General features: G+C 61.3%; 18 protein-coding genes. 2 read left to right on the top strand and 16 right to left on the bottom strand.

Features of this window, described 5'->3' with window-relative positions; all coding sequences use genetic code 11:
- Position 1: 1 nt before the first annotated feature.
- The 15 genes from IB244_RS04780 to IB244_RS04710 all read right to left on the bottom strand — a co-directional run bounded on the left by IB244_RS04780 (position 2) and on the right by IB244_RS04710 (position 14,931).
- On the bottom strand, positions 2 to 1,558 hold the full coding sequence (locus IB244_RS04780) for a formate dehydrogenase beta subunit (RefSeq protein ID WP_192303256.1): 1,557 nt from the start codon (positions 1,556 to 1,558) through the stop codon (positions 2 to 4).
- Positions 1,555 to 2,034 carry a formate dehydrogenase subunit gamma gene (locus IB244_RS04775; RefSeq protein WP_026371588.1) on the bottom strand — a complete coding sequence of 160 codons (480 nt, stop codon included), beginning with the start codon at positions 2,032 to 2,034 and terminating at the stop codon, positions 1,555 to 1,557. Before IB244_RS04775 ends, IB244_RS04780 begins: the two co-directional genes overlap by 4 nt.
- Before the next feature lie 169 nt (positions 2,035 to 2,203).
- Positions 2,204 to 3,097, bottom strand: coding sequence for a LysR family transcriptional regulator (locus IB244_RS04770; RefSeq protein WP_018855726.1), 894 nt, complete (start codon positions 3,095 to 3,097; stop codon positions 2,204 to 2,206).
- A 170-nt stretch (positions 3,098 to 3,267) separates the two neighbouring features.
- A complete protein-coding gene (locus IB244_RS04765) occupies positions 3,268 to 4,038 on the bottom strand; it encodes an SDR family NAD(P)-dependent oxidoreductase (protein WP_018855728.1) in 771 nt (256 codons plus the stop codon).
- Positions 4,039 to 4,109: 71 nt separating this feature from the next.
- Positions 4,110 to 4,574 carry a redox-sensitive transcriptional activator SoxR gene (gene soxR / locus IB244_RS04760; protein WP_018855729.1) on the bottom strand — a complete coding sequence of 155 codons (465 nt, stop codon included), beginning with the start codon at positions 4,572 to 4,574 and terminating at the stop codon, positions 4,110 to 4,112.
- Between the two features lie 137 nt (positions 4,575 to 4,711).
- Positions 4,712 to 5,119 carry a F0F1 ATP synthase subunit epsilon gene (locus tag IB244_RS04755; RefSeq protein ID WP_018855730.1) on the bottom strand — a complete coding sequence of 136 codons (408 nt, stop codon included), beginning with the start codon at positions 5,117 to 5,119 and terminating at the stop codon, positions 4,712 to 4,714.
- Positions 5,119 to 5,355: a hypothetical protein gene (locus IB244_RS04750; protein ID WP_018855731.1), complete on the bottom strand. Its 237-nt coding sequence runs from the start codon at positions 5,353 to 5,355 to the stop codon at positions 5,119 to 5,121. The genes IB244_RS04755 and IB244_RS04750 overlap by 1 nt, the downstream gene beginning before the upstream one ends.
- Positions 5,355 to 6,800 (bottom strand): F0F1 ATP synthase subunit beta, encoded by a 1,446-nt coding sequence (gene atpD, locus IB244_RS04745; RefSeq protein ID WP_018855732.1) that lies wholly within the window; start codon positions 6,798 to 6,800, stop codon positions 5,355 to 5,357. The genes IB244_RS04750 and atpD overlap by 1 nt, the downstream gene beginning before the upstream one ends.
- 24 nt (positions 6,801 to 6,824) lie before the next feature.
- Positions 6,825 to 7,709: a F0F1 ATP synthase subunit gamma gene (locus IB244_RS04740; protein WP_018855733.1), complete on the bottom strand. Its 885-nt coding sequence runs from the start codon at positions 7,707 to 7,709 to the stop codon at positions 6,825 to 6,827.
- Positions 7,710 to 7,733: 24 nt separating this feature from the next.
- Complete coding sequence (gene atpA / locus IB244_RS04735) at positions 7,734 to 9,263, bottom strand: F0F1 ATP synthase subunit alpha (protein ID WP_007796947.1); 1,530 nt, start codon at positions 9,261 to 9,263, stop codon at positions 7,734 to 7,736.
- Entirely contained in the window at positions 9,263 to 9,823 is a 561-nt protein-coding gene (locus IB244_RS04730) for a F0F1 ATP synthase subunit delta (protein ID WP_018855734.1), read from the bottom strand. The genes atpA and IB244_RS04730 overlap by 1 nt, the downstream gene beginning before the upstream one ends.
- Positions 9,824 to 10,081: 258 nt before the next feature.
- A complete protein-coding gene (locus IB244_RS04725; protein WP_025658205.1) occupies positions 10,082 to 10,471 on the bottom strand; it encodes a hypothetical protein in 390 nt (129 codons plus the stop codon).
- 77 nt (positions 10,472 to 10,548) lie between these two features.
- A complete protein-coding gene (locus IB244_RS04720; protein ID WP_113471981.1) occupies positions 10,549 to 12,765 on the bottom strand; it encodes a primosomal protein N' in 2,217 nt (738 codons plus the stop codon).
- Positions 12,766 to 12,825: 60 nt separating this feature from the next.
- Positions 12,826 to 13,962 (bottom strand): AAA family ATPase, encoded by a 1,137-nt coding sequence (locus IB244_RS04715; RefSeq protein WP_018855737.1) that lies wholly within the window; start codon positions 13,960 to 13,962, stop codon positions 12,826 to 12,828.
- 21 nt (positions 13,963 to 13,983) lie between these two features.
- Positions 13,984 to 14,931, bottom strand: a complete 948-nt coding sequence (locus IB244_RS04710; protein WP_018855738.1) for a GNAT family N-acetyltransferase — start codon at positions 14,929 to 14,931, stop codon at positions 13,984 to 13,986.
- Positions 14,932 to 15,072: 141 nt separating this feature from the next.
- On the opposite strand from IB244_RS04710, the gene IB244_RS04705 reads away from it, so the two are divergent.
- Together IB244_RS04705 and IB244_RS04700 are read left to right on the top strand one after the other, a co-directional pair.
- Complete coding sequence (locus tag IB244_RS04705; protein ID WP_018855739.1) at positions 15,073 to 16,008, top strand: tyrosine recombinase XerC; 936 nt, start codon at positions 15,073 to 15,075, stop codon at positions 16,006 to 16,008.
- Positions 16,009 to 16,088: 80 nt separating this feature from the next.
- On the top strand, positions 16,089 to 17,168 hold the full coding sequence (locus tag IB244_RS04700; RefSeq protein ID WP_192303254.1) for a TraB/GumN family protein: 1,080 nt from the start codon (positions 16,089 to 16,091) through the stop codon (positions 17,166 to 17,168).
- On the opposite strand, the gene IB244_RS04695 is transcribed toward IB244_RS04700, so the two are convergent.
- On the bottom strand, positions 17,165 to 17,668 hold the full coding sequence (locus IB244_RS04695) for a cytochrome b (protein ID WP_025658200.1): 504 nt from the start codon (positions 17,666 to 17,668) through the stop codon (positions 17,165 to 17,167). The two genes, IB244_RS04700 and IB244_RS04695, sit on opposite strands and share 4 nt — an antisense overlap.
- Positions 17,669 to 17,756 lie beyond the last annotated feature (88 nt).

The raw sequence follows: 17,756 nt of genomic DNA, 5'->3' as shown, positions 1-17,756 counted from the left end.
CTTACTCCGCCGCTTCGATAAGAGGTGTGGGAACGAAATCTTCGGGGAAATGCGTCATGGCGCTCATGACCGGATAGGGCGTGAAGCCCCCGAGCGCGCAGAGCGACCCGAATTTCATGGTGTTGCAGAGATCGGCAAGCAGCTCGCGGTTCTTCTCCGGCTCGATGCCGCGGGCGATCTTGTCCGCCGTTTCGACGCCGCGCGTCGAGCCGATGCGGCAGGGCGTGCACTTGCCGCAGCTTTCGACGGCGCAGAATTCCATTGCGAACCGGGCCTGCTTCAGCATGTCAGCACTCTCGTCGAAGACGACGATACCGGCATGGCCGATCAGTCCGTCCTTGGCAGCGAAAGCCTCGTAGTCGAATGGCGTGTCGAACAGGGAGCGCGGGAAATAGGCGCCGAGGGGACCGCCGACCTGAACCGCCTTCACCGGCCGCCCGGATGCCGTTCCGCCGGCAATGTCATCGACCAGGTCGCCAAGCGAAATGCCGAAAGCCGTCTCGAACAGACCGCCATGCTTCACATTGCCGGCGATCTGGATCGGAATGGTTCCGCGCGACCGGCCGAGGCCGAAGTCGCGGTAATAGGCCGCCCCCTTGTCCATGATCACGGGCACGGAAGCGAGCGAAATGACATTGTTGATGACGGTCGGACAGTCGAAGAGGCCCTTGTGGGCCGGCAGAGGTGGCTTGGCACGGACGATACCACGCTTGCCTTCGAGGCTGTTGAGAAGCGCCGTCTCCTCGCCGCAGACATACGCGCCCGCGCCGGTGCGGACTTCCATGTCGAAAGCCTTGCCAGAGCCCAGAACCGACGTGCCGAGAATGCCGGCGCTGCGGGCAATATCGATCGCCCGGCTCATCGCCGCGATCGCATGCGGATATTCCGAGCGGGTATAGATGAAGCCCTTCTTCGCGCCCGTTGCAAGGCCCGCGATCGCCATGCCTTCTATCAGCACGAAGGGATCGCCTTCCATGATCATTCGGTCGGCAAAGGTGCCGCTGTCGCCCTCATCGGCATTGCAGACGATGTATTTGCGATCACCGGGAGCGTCGAGCACCGTCTTCCACTTGATGCCCGTCGGGAAACCTGCGCCACCGCGGCCACGCAGGCCGGAATCGGTGACTTCCTTGACGACATCGGCGGGCGACATCGAAACCGCGCGACGCAAGCCGGCGAGGCCGCCGTGAGCCTCATAGTCATCAAGGGAAAGCGGATCGGCGATGCCGCAGCGGGCGAAGGTCAGGCGCGTCTGACGCTTGAGGAACGGAAGTTCCTCGACCTCGCCAAGACAGAGGGGATGATCGGCGCCGGTAATCAATCCGGCATCAAACAGCGAAACGACGTCCTTTGCCTTCACAGGCCCATAGCCGATGCGCTTGCCCGAGACCTCAACCTCGACCAGCGGCTCCAGCCAATGCATGCCGCGCGAGCCATTGCGCACGATCTTGGCGTCGAGGCCGCGCGCCACAATCTGCTCGGAGATCGCCTTGGCCACATGCTCGGCGCCCAATGCCATGGCCGCGGCGTCGCAGGGAACATAGATCCGGACGGTCATCGGCGTGCCTCCGAAATCAGCGCCTCGAGATCGGCGGCATCCACCCGGCCATGAACCTCGCCATCCATCATCGCGGACGGGGAGCAGGAACAGAGCCCCAGACAGAAGACGGGCTCGAGGGTAATCGCTCCATCCGGCGTCGTACCGTGCCAGTCGATGCCCAGCAGCGCCTTGACGCGTTCGGCAAGCGCATCGCCTCCCATCGATTGGCAGGCCTCGGCACGACAGAGCCTCAGCACATGCCGGCCAGCGGGATGGTCGCGATAATCGTGGTAAAAGGTAACAACGCCGTGCACCTCTGCACGCGAGAGATTGAGCTCCTTCGCGATGACGGGCAGCGCTTCTTGCGGCACATGGCCGAACTCATCCTGGATCTCGTGCAGGATCGGCAGAAGCGGACCTTCGAGATGCTTGAGTTGATCGATGATCGCGATGGTGCGCGTTGCGATATCGCCTTTGGCGACATGGATATTCATCAGCAGCCCTCCCACGGCCTGCACATTGCGCGTCGCGGGCCTGGGCAGGCGGGCTTTCCTCAGAACCCTATGGCCGACAGAACCGCTCGCGTCCGTTCATTATAGAACTTTCTCAGGGATGGACGAAGCGATCAATAATGCTGTTCCGTCAATCGATAGAAGATTCCTATCAAGAATCGGGGTCTTCAGCGAGAATCCGAGCCTCATGCAGCAAGGCGGAAACCAATGGCGTGAACGGTTCACGATGCGTCGCAACCAGACCAACAAGATGATGTGCCCGCGGCTCGGTGATCGGGATCATCCGTATTTCGGCCGGAAAGCCGAAGGATTTCGCGACATTGCGGGGCATGATGCTGGCCCATCGCCCGGTTCGGACGTGCGAGAAGAGCACGATCATCGAATTCGATTCGAGCGTCGGATGCGCCGTGACGCCCACTTCGGCCAGATGCTGGTTGATGATACGGCGGTTTTGCATGTCCGCAGTCAATAGACAAAGCCGAAGATCGCCCACTTCCTTCCAGGTGACGCTGTCGCGCTCCGAAAGAGGGCTGCCGGCGGCGGTAATGAGATTGTAGTGCTCGGCATAGAGCGGCACGCTGGTTACCCGCCCGAGCGGCTCGTTTTCCAGATAGGTGATGCCGGCATCGATCTCGAGATTCTCCAGCATGCTCAGCACTTGCAGCGAATTGCGCGACACAATCGAGAAGGTCACATCCGGATGGCGCTCCTGAAACGGCGTCGTAATGCGCGGCAGCATGGCCAACGCCGTCGGGATTGCCGCAATCTTTATATGTCCCGAAAGGCCCGTACGCGCCGCCCGCATCTCCTGGCGCATCGTGCGGGCATCGCCGACGATGCGCCGCGCCCATTCGAGCACCCGCTGTCCCTCGGGCGTTAACCCCTGGAAACGCGAGCCGCGCTGCACCAGCATGACGCCAAGCTGATCCTCGAGCTGACGAATGGCGGCAGATAACGTCGGCTGCGAAATGCCGCACTCTTCCGCGGCCCGGCCGAAGTGCTTCTCGTTGGCGAGCGCGATAAAGAATTCCAACTTGTCGATCATCCGGCCTCCGCACCGAATTGCAGCACAGCGTCATTTTCACGCTCGGGAAAGCGCTCCGCAAGGTCGGTTAACTGCCTTACGTTCTCGAAACCGTCGCGAACGAAAAATGCAGCAGCAAGGTCGTGTCCGAATGAGCGACGCCGGGAGAACACCTCCAGAAGGGCCCCTCGTCAGCAGATGAGCTGGCCACCATTGATCTCCAGCACCTGCCCGGTGATGTAGCCGGATAGAGAAGGCGCCGAAAGGAAGAGATAGGCGGGGGCGCAATCTTCCGAGGTCCCCAATCGCTGCAAGGGAATGGTCTTGCGAGCCTGTTCCAGCTTTTCCGGCGACGAGTACCGTTGGTGAAAGTCGGTCTCGATCGTTCCCGGCGACACGCAGTTGACGCGAATGTTGTCGGGTGCGAGTTCCCTTGCAAGCGCCTTCGAATAGGTCGCGACGAAGGCTTTCGACGCCGAATAGATCGCCGAACCGGGACTTCCGCCCGTCAGCGCGGAAATCGAGACCGTGTTGACGATCGACGCTTCCTGCGATGCGCGGAGCGCCGGCAGGAGCCCACGCGTCACTTCCACAACCGACGTCTGGTTCAGCCGTACGATCACTTCGTATTGTTCGTCGGTCAGCGCACCGGCCGGAAAGCGACCGACCATGGTGCCGGCGTTGTTGACCAGCACGTGGATCCGGTCGAACGTTGCGAGGGCTTTTTCGGCAAACGCGCTGGTGCCGCCCTGTGTCGAAAAATCGGCGGTAACGAGAAAAGCTCGCCGGTCTTCCTCCGCCGTCAGCAGGAAATCCGGCAAATCGCGCGCGGCGCTGCGCCCGAGGTGCACCAATACCCTCGCTCCGCAGTTGAGAAACTGCCGCGCCACCTCCAGGCCGATGCCGCGACCGCCACCGGTGACAACCACGTTGCGGTTTTCGAACAGCTTGGGGTGAAACATCCAGTCCTCCACAGCGTGAGCGAGCTGTTTGCAGCTCTTGCATTGTTCTGATGCCGCGCGGGGAGCGCTGCCTAGTCGTCGGTTTCCAGCAGGCGCGGACCCGGCCCATCTCTGGCTAGCCGATCATAGGGATTGCGCAGCGGGCAGCTTTCAACCGAGAGGCAACCACAGCCAATGCAATCCGTCAACCTGTCGCGCAAAGCAACGAGGCGATGGATGCGGGCATCGAGATCGTCCTTCCAGAGGGCCGACAGGCGCTGCCAATCCGTAGCAGTCGGCGTGCGGCCCTGCGGCAGCGTATCGAAAGCGGCCTGGATCTCCGCCAACGGAATGCCCACGCGCTGCGCCACCTTGATGATGCCGAGACGGCGGAGCACGTCGCGACCGAACCGGCGTTGATTGCCACGAGAGCGGATACTCGAGATGAGGCCCTTTGCTTCGTAGAAGTGTAGTGCAGAGACGGCAAGGCCGCTGCGCTCGGCAACTTCGCCGATGGACAGCAGCTTCCTGAATGGATTGCTGGAGCCTTCTTCCACAGTCTCAGCCTCAAGTTAACTTGAGGTACTATAGCCGAGTGCTTCGCGATCGGAAGCCTACATCGTGGCGAGGACAGACGGCAGAAAAGAAAAATGCGGCCCGAAGGCCGCTTCAAAACGCCGGACGTTGGCGTAGATCAATCCTGGTCGATCACACCCTGCAGGTGCGTCAGTTCCATGATGTAGTGTTCCAGGCGCGACTTGTGCTCATGATGCACGGCGTCTTCGATCTCGCGCTTCGCCGCTTCGATGCGAAGCGTCAGCTCGTCCTTGGAGAGATCCTGAACGATGACCGCGGATTCAGCCAGCAGCGTGCAGCCGGTCGGCAGAATATCGGCGAAACCGCCGAAAACCACGTAGTCCTGCTTCGAGCCATTGGCGAAACGAACGCTGACGATGCCGGGCTTGATGGTCGTCATCGTCGGGGCGTGGTTCGCCATAACCGTCATCTCGCCGTCGGTTGCCGGAATGACAACTTCGGTCACCATCTCCGAAAGGAGCAGGCGCTCGGGAGACACGAGTTCAAAATTGAAATTGTCAGCCATCAGTGACTTACCTTCTCGGCGGCTTCTGTATCTTGCAAGTTCGTCCCGCAGAACGGGCAATGTGCTATCGCCTGATCGAGATATCCAAGACCTTCCTCGGTCTGGATCAGTCCTACCACCATCATCATCTTGCCGTCGTTCGATCTGTAGATCGTCGGTGCGGCCGGGGCAGGAAGCTCTGCTGCGACTTCCCGAAGGGCGTCGCAGCAGAAGATCTCGTTAAGAGCGTCGCTCATCAGGCCGCTGCGGACAGCTTCTTGGCCTTCTCGATGGCTTCGTCGATCGAGCCAACCATGTAGAAGGCAGCTTCCGGCAGGTGGTCGTATTCGCCGTTGACGAGGCCCTTGAAGCCCTTGATCGTGTCTTCGAGGGCGACCAGCTTGCCCGGCGAACCGGTGAAGACTTCGGCAACGAAGAACGGCTGCGACAGGAAGCGCTCGATCTTACGGGCGCGGGCAACGGCCAGCTTGTCCTCTTCGGACAGTTCGTCCATGCCCAGGATGGCGATGATGTCCTGCAGGGCCTTGTAGCGCTGTAGCGTCGACTGAACCTTACGAGCCACTTCGTAGTGCTCTTCGCCGACAACGATCGGGTCGAGCATGCGCGACGTGGAGTCGAGCGGGTCGACCGCCGGGTAGATACCCTTTTCAGCGATCGAGCGCGACAGAACGGTCGTTGCGTCCAGGTGGGCGAACGAGGTTGCCGGAGCCGGGTCGGTCAAGTCGTCGGCCGGAACGTAAATGGCCTGAACCGAGGTGATCGAGCCGGTCGTCGTGGTCGTGATGCGCTCCTGCATCTGGCCCATGTCCGTTGCGAGCGTCGGCTGGTAGCCAACGGCCGAAGGAATGCGGCCGAGCAGAGCCGACACTTCGGAACCTGCCTGCGTGAAGCGGAAGATGTTGTCGACGAAGAACAGAACGTCCTGGCCCTGGTCGCGGAAGTTTTCAGCAACCGTCAGACCGGTGAGAGCGACGCGAGCGCGGGCGCCCGGCGGTTCGTTCATCTGGCCGTAAACGAGAGCGGCCTTGGAGCCTTCGCCGCCGCCGTGCTTGTTAACGCCGGATTCGATCATCTCGTGGTAGAGGTCGTTACCTTCGCGGGTACGCTCACCCACGCCGGCGAATACCGAGTAACCACCGTGCGCCTTGGCGACGTTGTTGATCAGTTCCATGATGAGAACGGTCTTGCCGACGCCTGCGCCGCCGAAGAGGCCGATCTTGCCGCCCTTTGCGTAAGGAGCGAGAAGGTCGACGACCTTGATGCCGGTGACGAGGATCTGTGCTTCCGTCGACTGATCGACGTAAGCCGGAGCGTCCTGGTGGATAGCGCGCTTGGAAGCGGTGACCAACGGACCTGCTTCGTCGACCGGCTCGCCGATGACGTTCATGATACGGCCGAGCGTTTCCGGACCAACCGGAACGGCAATCGGAGCACCGGTGTCAGAAACCGCCTGACCGCGAACCAGACCTTCGGTCGAGTCCATGGCGATCGTGCGAACTTCGTTCTCGCCGAGGTGCTGCGCTACTTCGAGAACCAGGCGGTTGCCGCCGTTGCTCGTTTCAAGCGCGTTCAAAATCGCCGGCAGTTCGCCTTCGAAAGCAACGTCCACGACGGCGCCGATAACCTGCGTGACCTTGCCGGCAGAGCCTGCCGCAGTCTTGGGGGTAGCTGCCTTAGCCATCTTCTTACCCTCTTTTCCCTAACCTCAGAGCGCTTCCGCGCCCGAAATGATTTCAATGAGTTCCTTGGTGATCTGAGCCTGACGCTGACGGTTGTAGTTGAGCGTCAGCTTGTTGATCATTTCACCAGCGTTGCGCGTTGCATTGTCCATCGCGCTCATCTTGGCGCCCATTTCACCGGCGACGTTCTCAAGGAGCGCGCGGAAGATCTGGACGGAAATATTGCGCGGGATCAGATCCTCGAGGATCGATGCCGGATCCGGCTCATACTCGTAGACTGCGCCGGCGTGCTCCGCATCCTCTGCAACAGCCGTGGGGGCCGATGCGGGGATGAGCTGCTGTGCCGTCGGAACCTGCGAGATGACCGACTTGAATTCGGAGTAGAACAACGTGCAGACGTCGAACTCATCGGCTTCGAACATGTCGATGATGCGCTTGCCGATCTGGTCGGCATTCTCGAAACCGACCTTCTTCACATCACGCAATTCCTTGCGCTCGACGATGAGCGAAGCGAATTCGCGGCGCAGAACGTCGTAGCCCTTCTTGCCGACGGTAAAGATCTTGACGGTCTTGCCTTCAGCGAGAAGCCTGCGAGCGTGATCGCGCGCAAAACGCGAGATCTGCGAGTTGAAGCCGCCGCACAAGCCGCGTTCGGCGGTGCAGACGACCAGCAAGTGAACCTGGTCCTTGCCGTTGCCGGTCATCAGCGCCGGCGCACCGTCGGCCTCCGTCATCGCACCGGCGATGTTTGCCAGAACGGCACCCATGCGCTGCGAGTACGGACGGGCGGCCTCGGCCGCCTCCTGGGCACGCCGAAGCTTCGCCGCGGCGACCATTTTCATCGCCTTGGTGATCTTCTGCGTCGCCTTGACGGAGGCGATCCGGTTTTTCAGATCCTTAAGTGAAGGCATCCGTTATCCGTCCTTTGGGTCCGATTAGGCGAAGGACTTCGCGAAGCTATCGATGGCAGCCGTGAGCTTGCCCTTCGTATCGTCGCTGATTGCCTTGTCCGTACGGATCGTGTCGAGGATAGCCGAGCCTTCCGAGCGAAGGTACGACAGCAGGCCCTGTTCGAACTTGCCGACCTGTGCGACCGGGATCTTGTCGAGATAGCCGTTGACGCCAGCGAAGATCACCGCGACCTGCTCTTCCGTCTTCAGCGGCGAGAACTGCGGCTGCTTCAGGAGTTCGGTCAGGCGCGCACCGCGGTTCAGCAGGCGCTGCGTCGAGGCGTCGAGGTCGGAGCCGAACTGAGCGAAGGCGGCCATTTCGCGATACTGGGCGAGTTCGCCCTTGATCGAGCCGGCAACCTGCTTCATCGCCTTGACCTGCGCGGCGGAGCCGACGCGCGAAACCGACAAACCGACGTTAACGGCCGGACGGATACCCTGATAGAACAGGTCGGTTTCGAGGAAGATCTGGCCGTCGGTGATCGAGATCACGTTGGTCGGAATGAACGCCGAAACGTCGTTGCCCTGGGTTTCGATGACAGGCAGAGCCGTCAGAGAGCCAGCGCCCTTTTCGTCGGAGAGCTTTGCAGCGCGCTCGAGGAGACGCGAATGCAGATAGAAAACGTCGCCCGGGTAAGCTTCGCGGCCCGGCGGGCGGCGCAGCAGCAGCGACATCTGGCGGTAAGCAACAGCCTGCTTGGACAGGTCGTCGTAACCGATCAGCGCGTGCTGACCGTTGTCACGGAAGTATTCGCCCATCGTGCAACCAGCGAACGGCGCCAGGTACTGCATCGGAGCCGGATCGGAAGCGGTCGCGGCAACGACGATCGAGTACTTCATTGCGCCGCGTTCTTCGAGAACCTTGACGAACTGGGCAACGGTCGAACGCTTCTGGCCGATAGCGACGTAGACGCAGAACAGCTTCTCGCTGTCCGGGCCGTTGTCGTGGATGGCCTTCTGGTTCAGGATCGTGTCGAGAATGATCGCGGTCTTGCCGGTCTGGCGGTCGCCGATGACGAGCTCGCGCTGGCCACGACCGACCGGGATGAGCGCGTCGATGGCCTTGAGGCCGGTCGACATCGGCTCATGAACCGACTTGCGTGGAATGATGCCCGGAGCCTTGACGTCGACGCGCGCGCGGCGGGTCGAATTGATCGGGCCCTTGCCGTCGATCGGGTTGCCGAGAGCGTCGACAACGCGGCCGAGCAGTTCCGGACCAACCGGAACGTCAACGATGGCGCCGGTCCGCTTGACGGTGTCGCCTTCCTTGATGTCGCGGTCCGAACCGAAAATAACAACACCGACGTTGTCCGATTCCAGGTTCAGCGCCATGCCACGGATGCCGCCGGGGAACTCGACCATTTCGCCTGCCTGAACATTGTCCAGACCGTAAACGCGAGCGATACCGTCACCGACGGAGAGAACCTGACCGACTTCCGAGACTTCTGCCTCTTTGCCGAAGTTTTTGATCTGGTCTTTGAGAATTGCGGAAATTTCCGCCGCGCGGATATCCATCAGCCGACCTCTTTCAATGCAAGCTTAAGGGTAGAGAGTTTCGTACGAAGAGACGTATCAATCTGACGGGACCCGACCTTCACGATCAGACCACCAAGAATTGACGGATCGATCGTGACAGCAATCGCCACGTCTTTGCCGGTGACGCCCTTGAGCGCCGCCTTCAATTCAGTTTCCTGCGCCGCAGTCAGCGCATGGGCCGAGGTAACCTCGGCAGTAATTTCGCCGCGATGGTTTGCAGCGATGATGCGGAAGGCCCTGATCATGCCCGGGAGAGCAAAGAGGCGGCGGTTACGCGCCACGACCTTCAGAAAGTTCGCGAAGAAGCCGCTGATACCAGCCTTCTCGCTGATGGCGACAATCGCCTTGAGCTGATCGTCGGCCGAAAAAACAGGGCTCGAAACAAAACGCTTCAGGTCGCCGCTCTCGTCGAGCATCGCCTGGAACCGGTCGAGGTCCTTGGTGACGCTTTCGACTGCGCCCTGCTCAAGCGCCAACTCGAACAGCGACGAGGCATAGCGCTCTGCAACACCAGAAGTAAGCTGGGATGTGTCTGCCACTGGCCCAAATTTCCCTGATTTCAACTCAAAATCCGGTCCCCGGCGGGCGCCTGACCTAGGATCTTGAATTCGTTATGATTTCCCCCAGAAATCGCAAGAGAGCCTCTTGCTTCTTCCGAAATTCGGGGTCCGTCTAACATAGGATGTTCGGACTCGCAACACGCGTAACGCCCGAATACGGCTTTCCCATCGATTTCTAACGCAAAAATGCTCAAAGCCCGGCAGCGAAGTGCTCAGCGCGAGAAATATCAGCTCAACTCAAGCGGAAAAGAAACCAAATACATAGGCGAGCGGAAGCGCAGCCAGAACGATTTGCACAACCAGAAGTAAATAGTTGAGAATCGTGCTCCCCTTATCTGAAAGGAGCGAAATGATGCGCGCAAATGCGGCCATGGCGAAGGAGGCGCCAAGCGCCATGTAGATCCAGTTCTGCGCCAACATGATGGCCGAGAGACCGAAGCCGAGATAGAAACCGCCGACCGATCGTTGCTCGGCGTAGCCGTCACGGCGGCCCTCGCGCGGCATGAGGCCGAACAACCGCATCGCATAACCTGGCGCGAACATGATGACAAAGCCCGCCAGCGCCGCGAACGCGGCGGCTGCGAAAGCGAGCTGTTCCCCAAGCTCCGTTGGAAAGTAAAAATCCATCATCGACCCCGAATCCCTTGTTTCGGCTTCCTTATGCCATGATTGGCTTGCCCGGCAAAAGCCCGTTCGGGAGCGATCTACAGGAAGCTTTGGGGATCCACGTCGAGCTGTACATGCACCGATCCGCGCTCCTTCGGCGCCTGCGCAAGCATGGCCCTGAGAAATGCCTGCATGTCCGAGTTCCTCCGTCCATGCACGAGAAGCCGGAAGCGGTAGCGGCCGCGCACCAGCGCAAGCGGCGCTTCCGCAGGCCCGAGCACCGAGATGCCGGAGACATGAGGCGCGGCGTTTCGGATGCCGCGGGCATGGTTTTCCGCATCATGGCGCGTTTCCGCCGAAACGATGATCGACGCCAGCCGTCCGAACGGCGGCAGGATGGCGCGCTCCCGCTCGGCGATCTCGCGTTCGTAGAAGGCGCTTGCATCGCCCGACACGATCGCCTGCATGACGGGATGCTGAGGCTGGTAGGTCTGCAACAGGCCGTGGCTTTTCAGGCCGGTGCGGCCGGCGCGGCCCGTCACCTGCGACAGCAGCTGAAAGGTACGCTCGGCGGCACGCGGGTCGCCATTGGCGAGGCCGAGATCGGCATCGACGATGCCGACCAGCGTCATCAGCGGGAAATTGTGACCCTTGGCGACAAGCTGCGTGCCGATGACGATATCGGCCTCGCCCTTGGCAATGGCCTCGAGCTCAAGGCGCAACCGTTTGACGCCGCCCATCATGTCGGACGAGAGGACGATGGTTCGCGCCTCGGGGAAATGGCGTTCCACCTCCTCGGCAATGCGTTCGACGCCCGGTCCGCAGGCAACGAGGTGATCAAGCGTTCCGCATTCGGGGCAGGCTTCCGGGGTGTGCTCGGCATGGCCGCACTGATGGCATTGCAGCTGCCTCTTGAACCGGTGTTCGACGAGCCAGCTGGAGCACTGCGGGCACTGGAAGCGATGTCCACAGACGCGGCAGAGCGTCAGCGGCGCATAGCCCCGCCGGTTCAGGAAGAGGAGCGCCTGCTGCTGCTTTTCGACCGTCTTGCCGATCGCGCGGATCAGGACCGGCGACAGGAAGCCGCCGCGCTCGGGGGCATGGCGGCGCATGTCGATCAAGTGCAGATCCGGCAACGCCGCATCGCCGAATCGGGTCGGCATGTGAATGGTGCTGTAACGCCCGCTCTGCCCATTGACCTGGCTTTCGACCGAGGGGGTGGCGGAGACGAGAACCACCGGGAAATCGCCGATGCGCGCACGCACGACCGCCATGTCGCGCGCATTGTAATAGACACGGTCCTCCTGCTTGTAGGCCGGATCATGCTCTTCATCGACGATGATAAGACCTAGATCCTCGAACGGCAGGAACAGAGCCGAACGCGCGCCGGCAACGACGCGGACCTCGCCGGTGACCGCCTGACGCCAGACCTTCTCGCGGGTGCGCGGGGCCAGATCGGAATGCCATTCGGCGGGCTTGGCACCGAAACGATATTGGAAGCGCTCGAGAAAGCTTGCCGTCAGCGCGATCTCCGGCAGCAGAATCAGAACCTGCTTGCCGCGTCTCAGCGTTTCCGCGATCGCCTCGAAATAGACTTCCGTCTTTCCCGAACCGGTGACGCCGTCGATCAGCGAGACGGCGAACTCACCCTTTCGAACTTCGGCGAGAATCTCGTCGGCCGCCTCCCTTTGCGGGCCTTCCAGCCGCGCGCCCACGAATTCGGGATCGGGTTTGGCGACCACCGGCGGTGGCGGCAGGAAGACGGTTTCGAAAATGCCCTGGCTTACCAGACCGTCGACGACGCTCGTCGAGACGCCCGCGGCATGGGCAAGCCCGCTTCGCGTCCAGGACAGGCCGTCGCCCGCAATGTCGAGCACCCGGGCGCGCGCTGGCGTCATCCGCTCCGGCTCGCCGCCAACGAAGCGCAGGCCCTCCACCATCGGTTCCGGTTCAAAGGCATTCGGCGCACGCAGCGCCATGCGCGCCACCAGTCCCGGCGGGGACAGCGTGTAGCTCGCGACCCAATCGATGAAGTCGCGCATCTCCTTGCTCAGCGGCGGGCAATCGAAGACATGGCTGATCGGCCTCAGCTTCTTCGGATCGACATTGTCTTCGCCGCCGTCCCAGACGACGCCGATCACCTGCCTCGGACCGAGTGGCACCTGGACGACCGAGCCGGGTTCCACCGCCATCCCTTCCGGGACGGCATATGAATATGGCTTCGGCGCGGGCATGGGAACGAGCACCGGAACCGTACGGTTTGCCGGCGGCGTCTCAAACAACGCTCCAAAGAGATCGGACGAATCTGTGCTCATCGGGCGAGACCATGCCCGGATCGGCGCGAAAAGAAAACCTGCAAGACGTCCGTCACCAGCCTACTCGTCCTCGTCGACTACGCCGGTGAGCCGCATGCCCTCGATCCACGTGGCGCCGTCCCGCCGCACGACATGGCGGGCACAGGCGCCGCATTTCTCGCGCACGGCGGCCGCCAGCGCTTCCGAATGCGTAACGATCCAGATCTGGCTGCTGCGGGCCGCCTCCGCGATCATGTCCGCCAGAGGCAACAACATATCGGGGTGCAGGCTTGCTTCCGGTTCGTTGAGCGCAATCAGTGGCGGCAGCCGATAGGACATCAGCGCCGCGGCCAGGCCGAGGAACCGTATCTGCCCGTCCGACAGTTCGCGCGGCTGGAACACGCGGTTCGGAAATTCGGGAAAGGAAAGGCCGAACGACGCCGTCTCCTCGGGCAGCGGCACCGCGAGTCGCGCACCGCCGAGGGCAGCGGCGACGGCACGATCGAGATCGACCGTATCCTCCCGCGTATGCACCAGCGTTGCGAAGACCGCTGCAATGTTGCTGCCGTCCTCATCGAGCAGTGGCGCCGTGACCGCAAGGCAGGGTGCGCGCAGCGGTGAGAAACGATCCGTCCGGAAGCCGTGGAAGAAGCGCCAGCCGTCGATCGCACGGCGGAATGTCCCAATCTCGGGATAGTGCCCAGCGTCGCCAAGCAGTGCGATCGCGGTTTCCGAGGTCAGCGCCTGCTCGGGATAATCCTGCATCCGCCCATTCGGCCCGCGAACGGAAATCGCCGGGCCGGCACGCTTCATCATCGTGACAGGTCGGGTTCCGGTCTCGATCGAAAGCTCTTCGGTCTTGATTTGCGGTTCAAAGGGAAATCCCGCCGCAGCCGCCGGCGGTCGTAGACCGGCCTCGACCCTATACCGGAACGTGATCGCCCTTTCCTCGTCCAGAAGCTCCGCCTCGAGGCGAATCCGGAACGGCCCGTCGACATCCCGGCGCGGGCCGGACCACAACGCCGAGAACATCCCGCCCTCGGCGGCGATCTCATGCGCCAGACGTCCGCGCGTTGCCGCCTGGATGAGCTGGAGAGCCCGGTAGAGATTGGATTTTCCGACCCCGTTTTCGCCGATGAAAAGGTTGATCCCCGAAAGATCCATGCGGATCGATCGCAGGGACCGGTAGTTCTGGGCGAACATCGAGCGGAGCAGCATGCCTCGCTTTAGCCTATCCGATTAGGGAATTGAATGGGCACCGACCAGTTCCGGTTCCGCAGGCGGAACCAACGGCAGGAATTGCGTGTCACCATCCGCGGCGAGCGCATGGACAGTGTGGTCTTCCAATGCCTTGGTGACTTCGTTGATGTCGCCGTCGAGATGCTCCACCGGGATCAGATTGCCGACCACGAAGTCGAATCGGTCGCCGCGCTTGTTCAGAAGCTCGTGAAAGACCGTCATGTCCCTGAGCTCGGTCGACCATTTCGCGAACCAGTAGAATAGGCCCGAGTTCCGCGCCGTCATGTGTACCGGCAGGATCGGCAGATTGTATTTCCGCGCAAGGCCGACGGCGGAGGTTTTCCAGGGACGTTCGTTCAGCCGGCCGTTCGCCCAATAAGCGATGCGCCCAGACGGAAAAAGAACCGTCGCCTTGCCTTCTTTGACGGCACGGTTGGTGATCTGCAATGTCTCACGGGTCTTCAGCTTGCTCTTGTATTCCTCGCGCCATTCCACCGGAATGATGACCTCGGCAAAACGTGGATTGACGCGTATGGCATCGCGGTTGGCAAACACCATGATGTCCGGCCGCTTGGTTTTCAGGAGGTCGAACACGGCAACGCCATCGGCGATCCCGGTCGGATGGTTGCTGACGAGCATGAAGCCGCCGCTATCCGGAATGCGTTCGCCGTGCCGAATATTGATCTCGAGCTTCAGCAGGTTGCTCATGTACTCGAAGCACTGGAGCCCCGGCATTTTCGCAACGTCATTGGCGAAGCTGATCGCCCTGTTGTAGCGCAGCAGTGTGTGGAGGAACGGCCGCATGACGGGCCAGAGCGGATGCTTCACGATCTTCTGCCCACGCTCGGCGATCAAGGTATCGACGATGTGGCCCGGCTTGCCATGGGAGACGAGCGCGATCGTCTCCGCGAACTGTCCAATTGCGGTCGTTGGATGGCGCCGTGACATTCAAGATCCTGCGTCGTTGGGAAACCGGTCACGTGGAATGATATGATAGAAGCATGACAAGCACTTGGCCGGCATTAGGAATTCCATAACTATCGCTCCTTCAGAATTGGCGGCAGGATTGGCAAATTCAAGGCCGGATACGTGAACGAACTCCTGATCATCGCCGACCCCGGCCTGATGGCCGAGCGCTCGGCATGGCTCGATAGCCTGGCTCGCGAGCGACGTCTGTCGGAGCACACGCTCGATGCTTACGAGCGTGATACGCGTCAGTTCCTGACGTTTCTGACCGGTCACCTCGGCGGCCCCGCAACGCTGAAAGATATCCAGGCGTTAAGGCCCGCGGACTTCCGTGCTTTTCTGGCGGCGCGACGCAAAGAGGGCTCCGGCGCTCGTTCGCTCGGTCGCAGTCTCGCCGGGCTGCGTTCCCTCCTGCGTTACCTCGAAAAGAAGGGACTGGTGAATGCCGCTGGCGTCAGCGCCGTCCGCTCGCCGAAGCAGCCGAAATCACTACCGAAACCCTTATCCGACCGGCAGGCCATCACTGTCGTCAGCGACGAGGCTCAGTTGCACGAAGAGCCTTGGATTGCCGCACGCGATGCCGCCGTTTTCACACTGCTCTACGGCTGCGGTCTGCGCATCTCCGAAGCGCTCGATCTGACGCCTGGCAACTTCAACCGCGGCGCGGCCACGCTGCGCATAACCGGCAAGGGCAACAAGACCCGCCTTGTGCCGATGCTCACCGTCGTCTTCGACGCCGTCGAGAAATACCGGTCTTTGTGCCCCTATCATCTCGAAGGCGAAGAACCCCTCTTTCGCGGCGCGCGCGGCGGCAAACTGCAAGCTGCGATCATTCAGCGCACCATGCAAAAGATGCGCAGCGCCTTCGGCCTTCCGGAAACAGCGACACCGCATGCGCTGCGCCATTCGTTTGCCACCCACCTGTTGGCAGGTGGCGGCGATTTGAGAACCATCCAGGAATTGCTCGGCCACGCCAGCCTTTCCACCACCCAGGTCTATACAGGTGTGGATTCCTCACGATTGCTTGAAGTTTACGACCGTGCCCATCCCCGGGCGTAATCTTTTGTTAACGGCTTCTCTTAAGGGAATATCCGCACGCTGGGCGTAGGCTTAGCGATCATAGTGACCGGAACACCATCATGACGATCTCCATCGGCCACCGCAGCCTGCACATCGCATCGCCGAGCAATCTCCTGCTCTGGCTGATTGCCGCCTTTCACATGCTGCTTGCGGCAACCCTGATCGCTGCGCTGTTCTCGGTGTCCCCCGCCGCAGCGGCCGACGAGGATGCCTGTACCGGCCACAATATCCTGACCGATCTCAAGCAGAGCGATGCCGCCCGCTACGCCGAAGTGGTGAGGGAGGCCGATGCCGTGCCGAACGGCAAGGGCATTTTCTGGAAGATCGAGAAGGCGGGGATAGCCCCGTCCTGGCTGCTCGGCAGCATGCATGTGACCGATCCGCGCGTGCTGACACTCCCACCACGCACGCAGGCAGCCCATGACGCTGCCGACACGATCGTCATTGAATCCGACGAGATCCTCGACGAGAAGAAGGCTTCCGCCGCTCTGCTGATGAAGCCTGAACTGATGATGTTCACGGACGGGACGACGATTGAACAGCTTCTGTCTCACGACGACTACGTTCGTCTGGAGGAAGGCCTGAAGCAGCGCGGCATCCCACTTGCCGCGGTCTCGCGCATGCGCCCCTGGATGATATCAAGCGTTGTTGCCCTGCCCGGCTGCGAAATGGCCCGCAAGGCGAAGGGCGTACAGTTCCTCGATCAGAAGATTGCCGCAGATGCCGTTGCTGGGGGCAAGCAGGTCAAGGGCCTGGAAACGCTTGCCGAGCAGCTGCAGGCAATGGCCGAGCTGCCGACCGAATTCCACATGAAGTCGCTGATCGAGACGCTGGCCTTGGGTTCCAAGATGAACGACGTGGTGGAAACCATGACCGATCTCTACCTCTCCGGCGATATCGGCATGACCATTCCGATGCTGAAGACAGTCTCGCCCGACGGCGAGGATGAGGACGGCGACTATGCCGCCTTCGAACAGCGCATCATTCTCGACCGCAACAAGGTGATGGCCGAGCGAGCAGCCCCGATCCTTGCCAATGGCAACGTCTTCATGGCCGTCGGCGCGCTCCATCTTCCCGGCGAAGGCGGCGTCATCGAACTGCTGCGCAAGCAGGGCTTCACGGTGACGGCCGTCAACTAGCTCCCGACGGTCATGCGCCTGAGAACATTGGTCTTCCAGTAGAACTGGTGGGCCAGCGCGCCGGCAACATGCGCCGCGATCAAAGCCCAGAGGATTGCCTTGAGGATACCGCCATGAAGCTCGCCGGAAAAATCGATCCCTAGATAGTAAGCCATCATGCCGGTCAGCGGCAGGAGGAAGATGAGCAGATACAGCGCTGCATGCGCGACCTTGGCGCCAATCCGGAATATCTTCGGCTCCGCCGCCGGTTCAGCGGGCGCGCCCTGAATAAGGCGCAGGCAAACGCGAAGGATTGCCAGAACGAGAATGCCGATGCCGACATAGGCATGCACATTGGCAGACGCGATCTGATCTGCCGAGGGGATGCCACCATGACGAACCGTCCGGTTCCAAGCGTTCATACCATCCGGAAAGAGCAGGTTGAAAAAGATCATGAGCGCCATGACCCAATGCAGCAATCGCTGTGGGAGGCTATATGCATCACGAGAATCAGTAGGCATGTATCTATCCTCAAAACGGCAATTAGAACCGTTCTAAGGTAAATGGGCCGCCTGCTGTGAAGCAAGCGGCCCATCCCATATTGCGAAA

The organism is Rhizobium sp. RHZ02 (genome assembly GCF_014851575.1).
Classification (GTDB): domain Bacteria; phylum Pseudomonadota; class Alphaproteobacteria; order Rhizobiales; family Rhizobiaceae; genus Rhizobium; species Rhizobium altiplani.
The sequence above is the reverse complement of the archived record's forward strand: the minus strand, read 5'-3'. Positions and strand labels throughout refer to the sequence as shown.

What these genes read in the sequence shown, in the direction of transcription:
- IB244_RS04780 (WP_192303256.1), bottom strand. Translation starts at nt 1,558, where the DNA reads ATGACCGTCCGGATCTATGTTCCCTGCGACGCCGCGGCCATGGCATTG.
- IB244_RS04755 (WP_018855730.1), bottom strand. Translation starts at nt 5,119, where the DNA reads ATGGCTGACAATTTCAATTTTGAACTCGTGTCTCCCGAGCGCCTGCTC.
- atpA (WP_007796947.1), bottom strand. Translation starts at nt 9,263, where the DNA reads ATGGATATCCGCGCGGCGGAAATTTCCGCAATTCTCAAAGACCAGATC.
- IB244_RS04770 (WP_018855726.1), bottom strand. Translation starts at nt 3,097, where the DNA reads ATGATCGACAAGTTGGAATTCTTTATCGCGCTCGCCAACGAGAAGCAC.
- IB244_RS04725 (WP_025658205.1), bottom strand. Translation starts at nt 10,471, where the DNA reads ATGGATTTTTACTTTCCAACGGAGCTTGGGGAACAGCTCGCTTTCGCA.
- IB244_RS04750 (WP_018855731.1), bottom strand. Translation starts at nt 5,355, where the DNA reads ATGAGCGACGCTCTTAACGAGATCTTCTGCTGCGACGCCCTTCGGGAA.
- IB244_RS04710 (WP_018855738.1), bottom strand. Translation starts at nt 14,931, where the DNA reads ATGTCACGGCGCCATCCAACGACCGCAATTGGACAGTTCGCGGAGACG.
- IB244_RS04715 (WP_018855737.1), bottom strand. Translation starts at nt 13,962, where the DNA reads ATGCTGCTCCGCTCGATGTTCGCCCAGAACTACCGGTCCCTGCGATCG.
- atpD (WP_018855732.1), bottom strand. Translation starts at nt 6,800, where the DNA reads ATGGCTAAGGCAGCTACCCCCAAGACTGCGGCAGGCTCTGCCGGCAAG.
- IB244_RS04700 (WP_192303254.1), top strand. Translation starts at nt 16,089, where the DNA reads ATGACGATCTCCATCGGCCACCGCAGCCTGCACATCGCATCGCCGAGC.
- IB244_RS04740 (WP_018855733.1), bottom strand. Translation starts at nt 7,709, where the DNA reads ATGCCTTCACTTAAGGATCTGAAAAACCGGATCGCCTCCGTCAAGGCG.
- IB244_RS04720 (WP_113471981.1), bottom strand. Translation starts at nt 12,765, where the DNA reads ATGAGCACAGATTCGTCCGATCTCTTTGGAGCGTTGTTTGAGACGCCG.
- IB244_RS04695 (WP_025658200.1), bottom strand. Translation starts at nt 17,668, where the DNA reads ATGCCTACTGATTCTCGTGATGCATATAGCCTCCCACAGCGATTGCTG.
- IB244_RS04775 (WP_026371588.1), bottom strand. Translation starts at nt 2,034, where the DNA reads ATGAATATCCATGTCGCCAAAGGCGATATCGCAACGCGCACCATCGCG.
- IB244_RS04765 (WP_018855728.1), bottom strand. Translation starts at nt 4,038, where the DNA reads ATGTTTCACCCCAAGCTGTTCGAAAACCGCAACGTGGTTGTCACCGGT.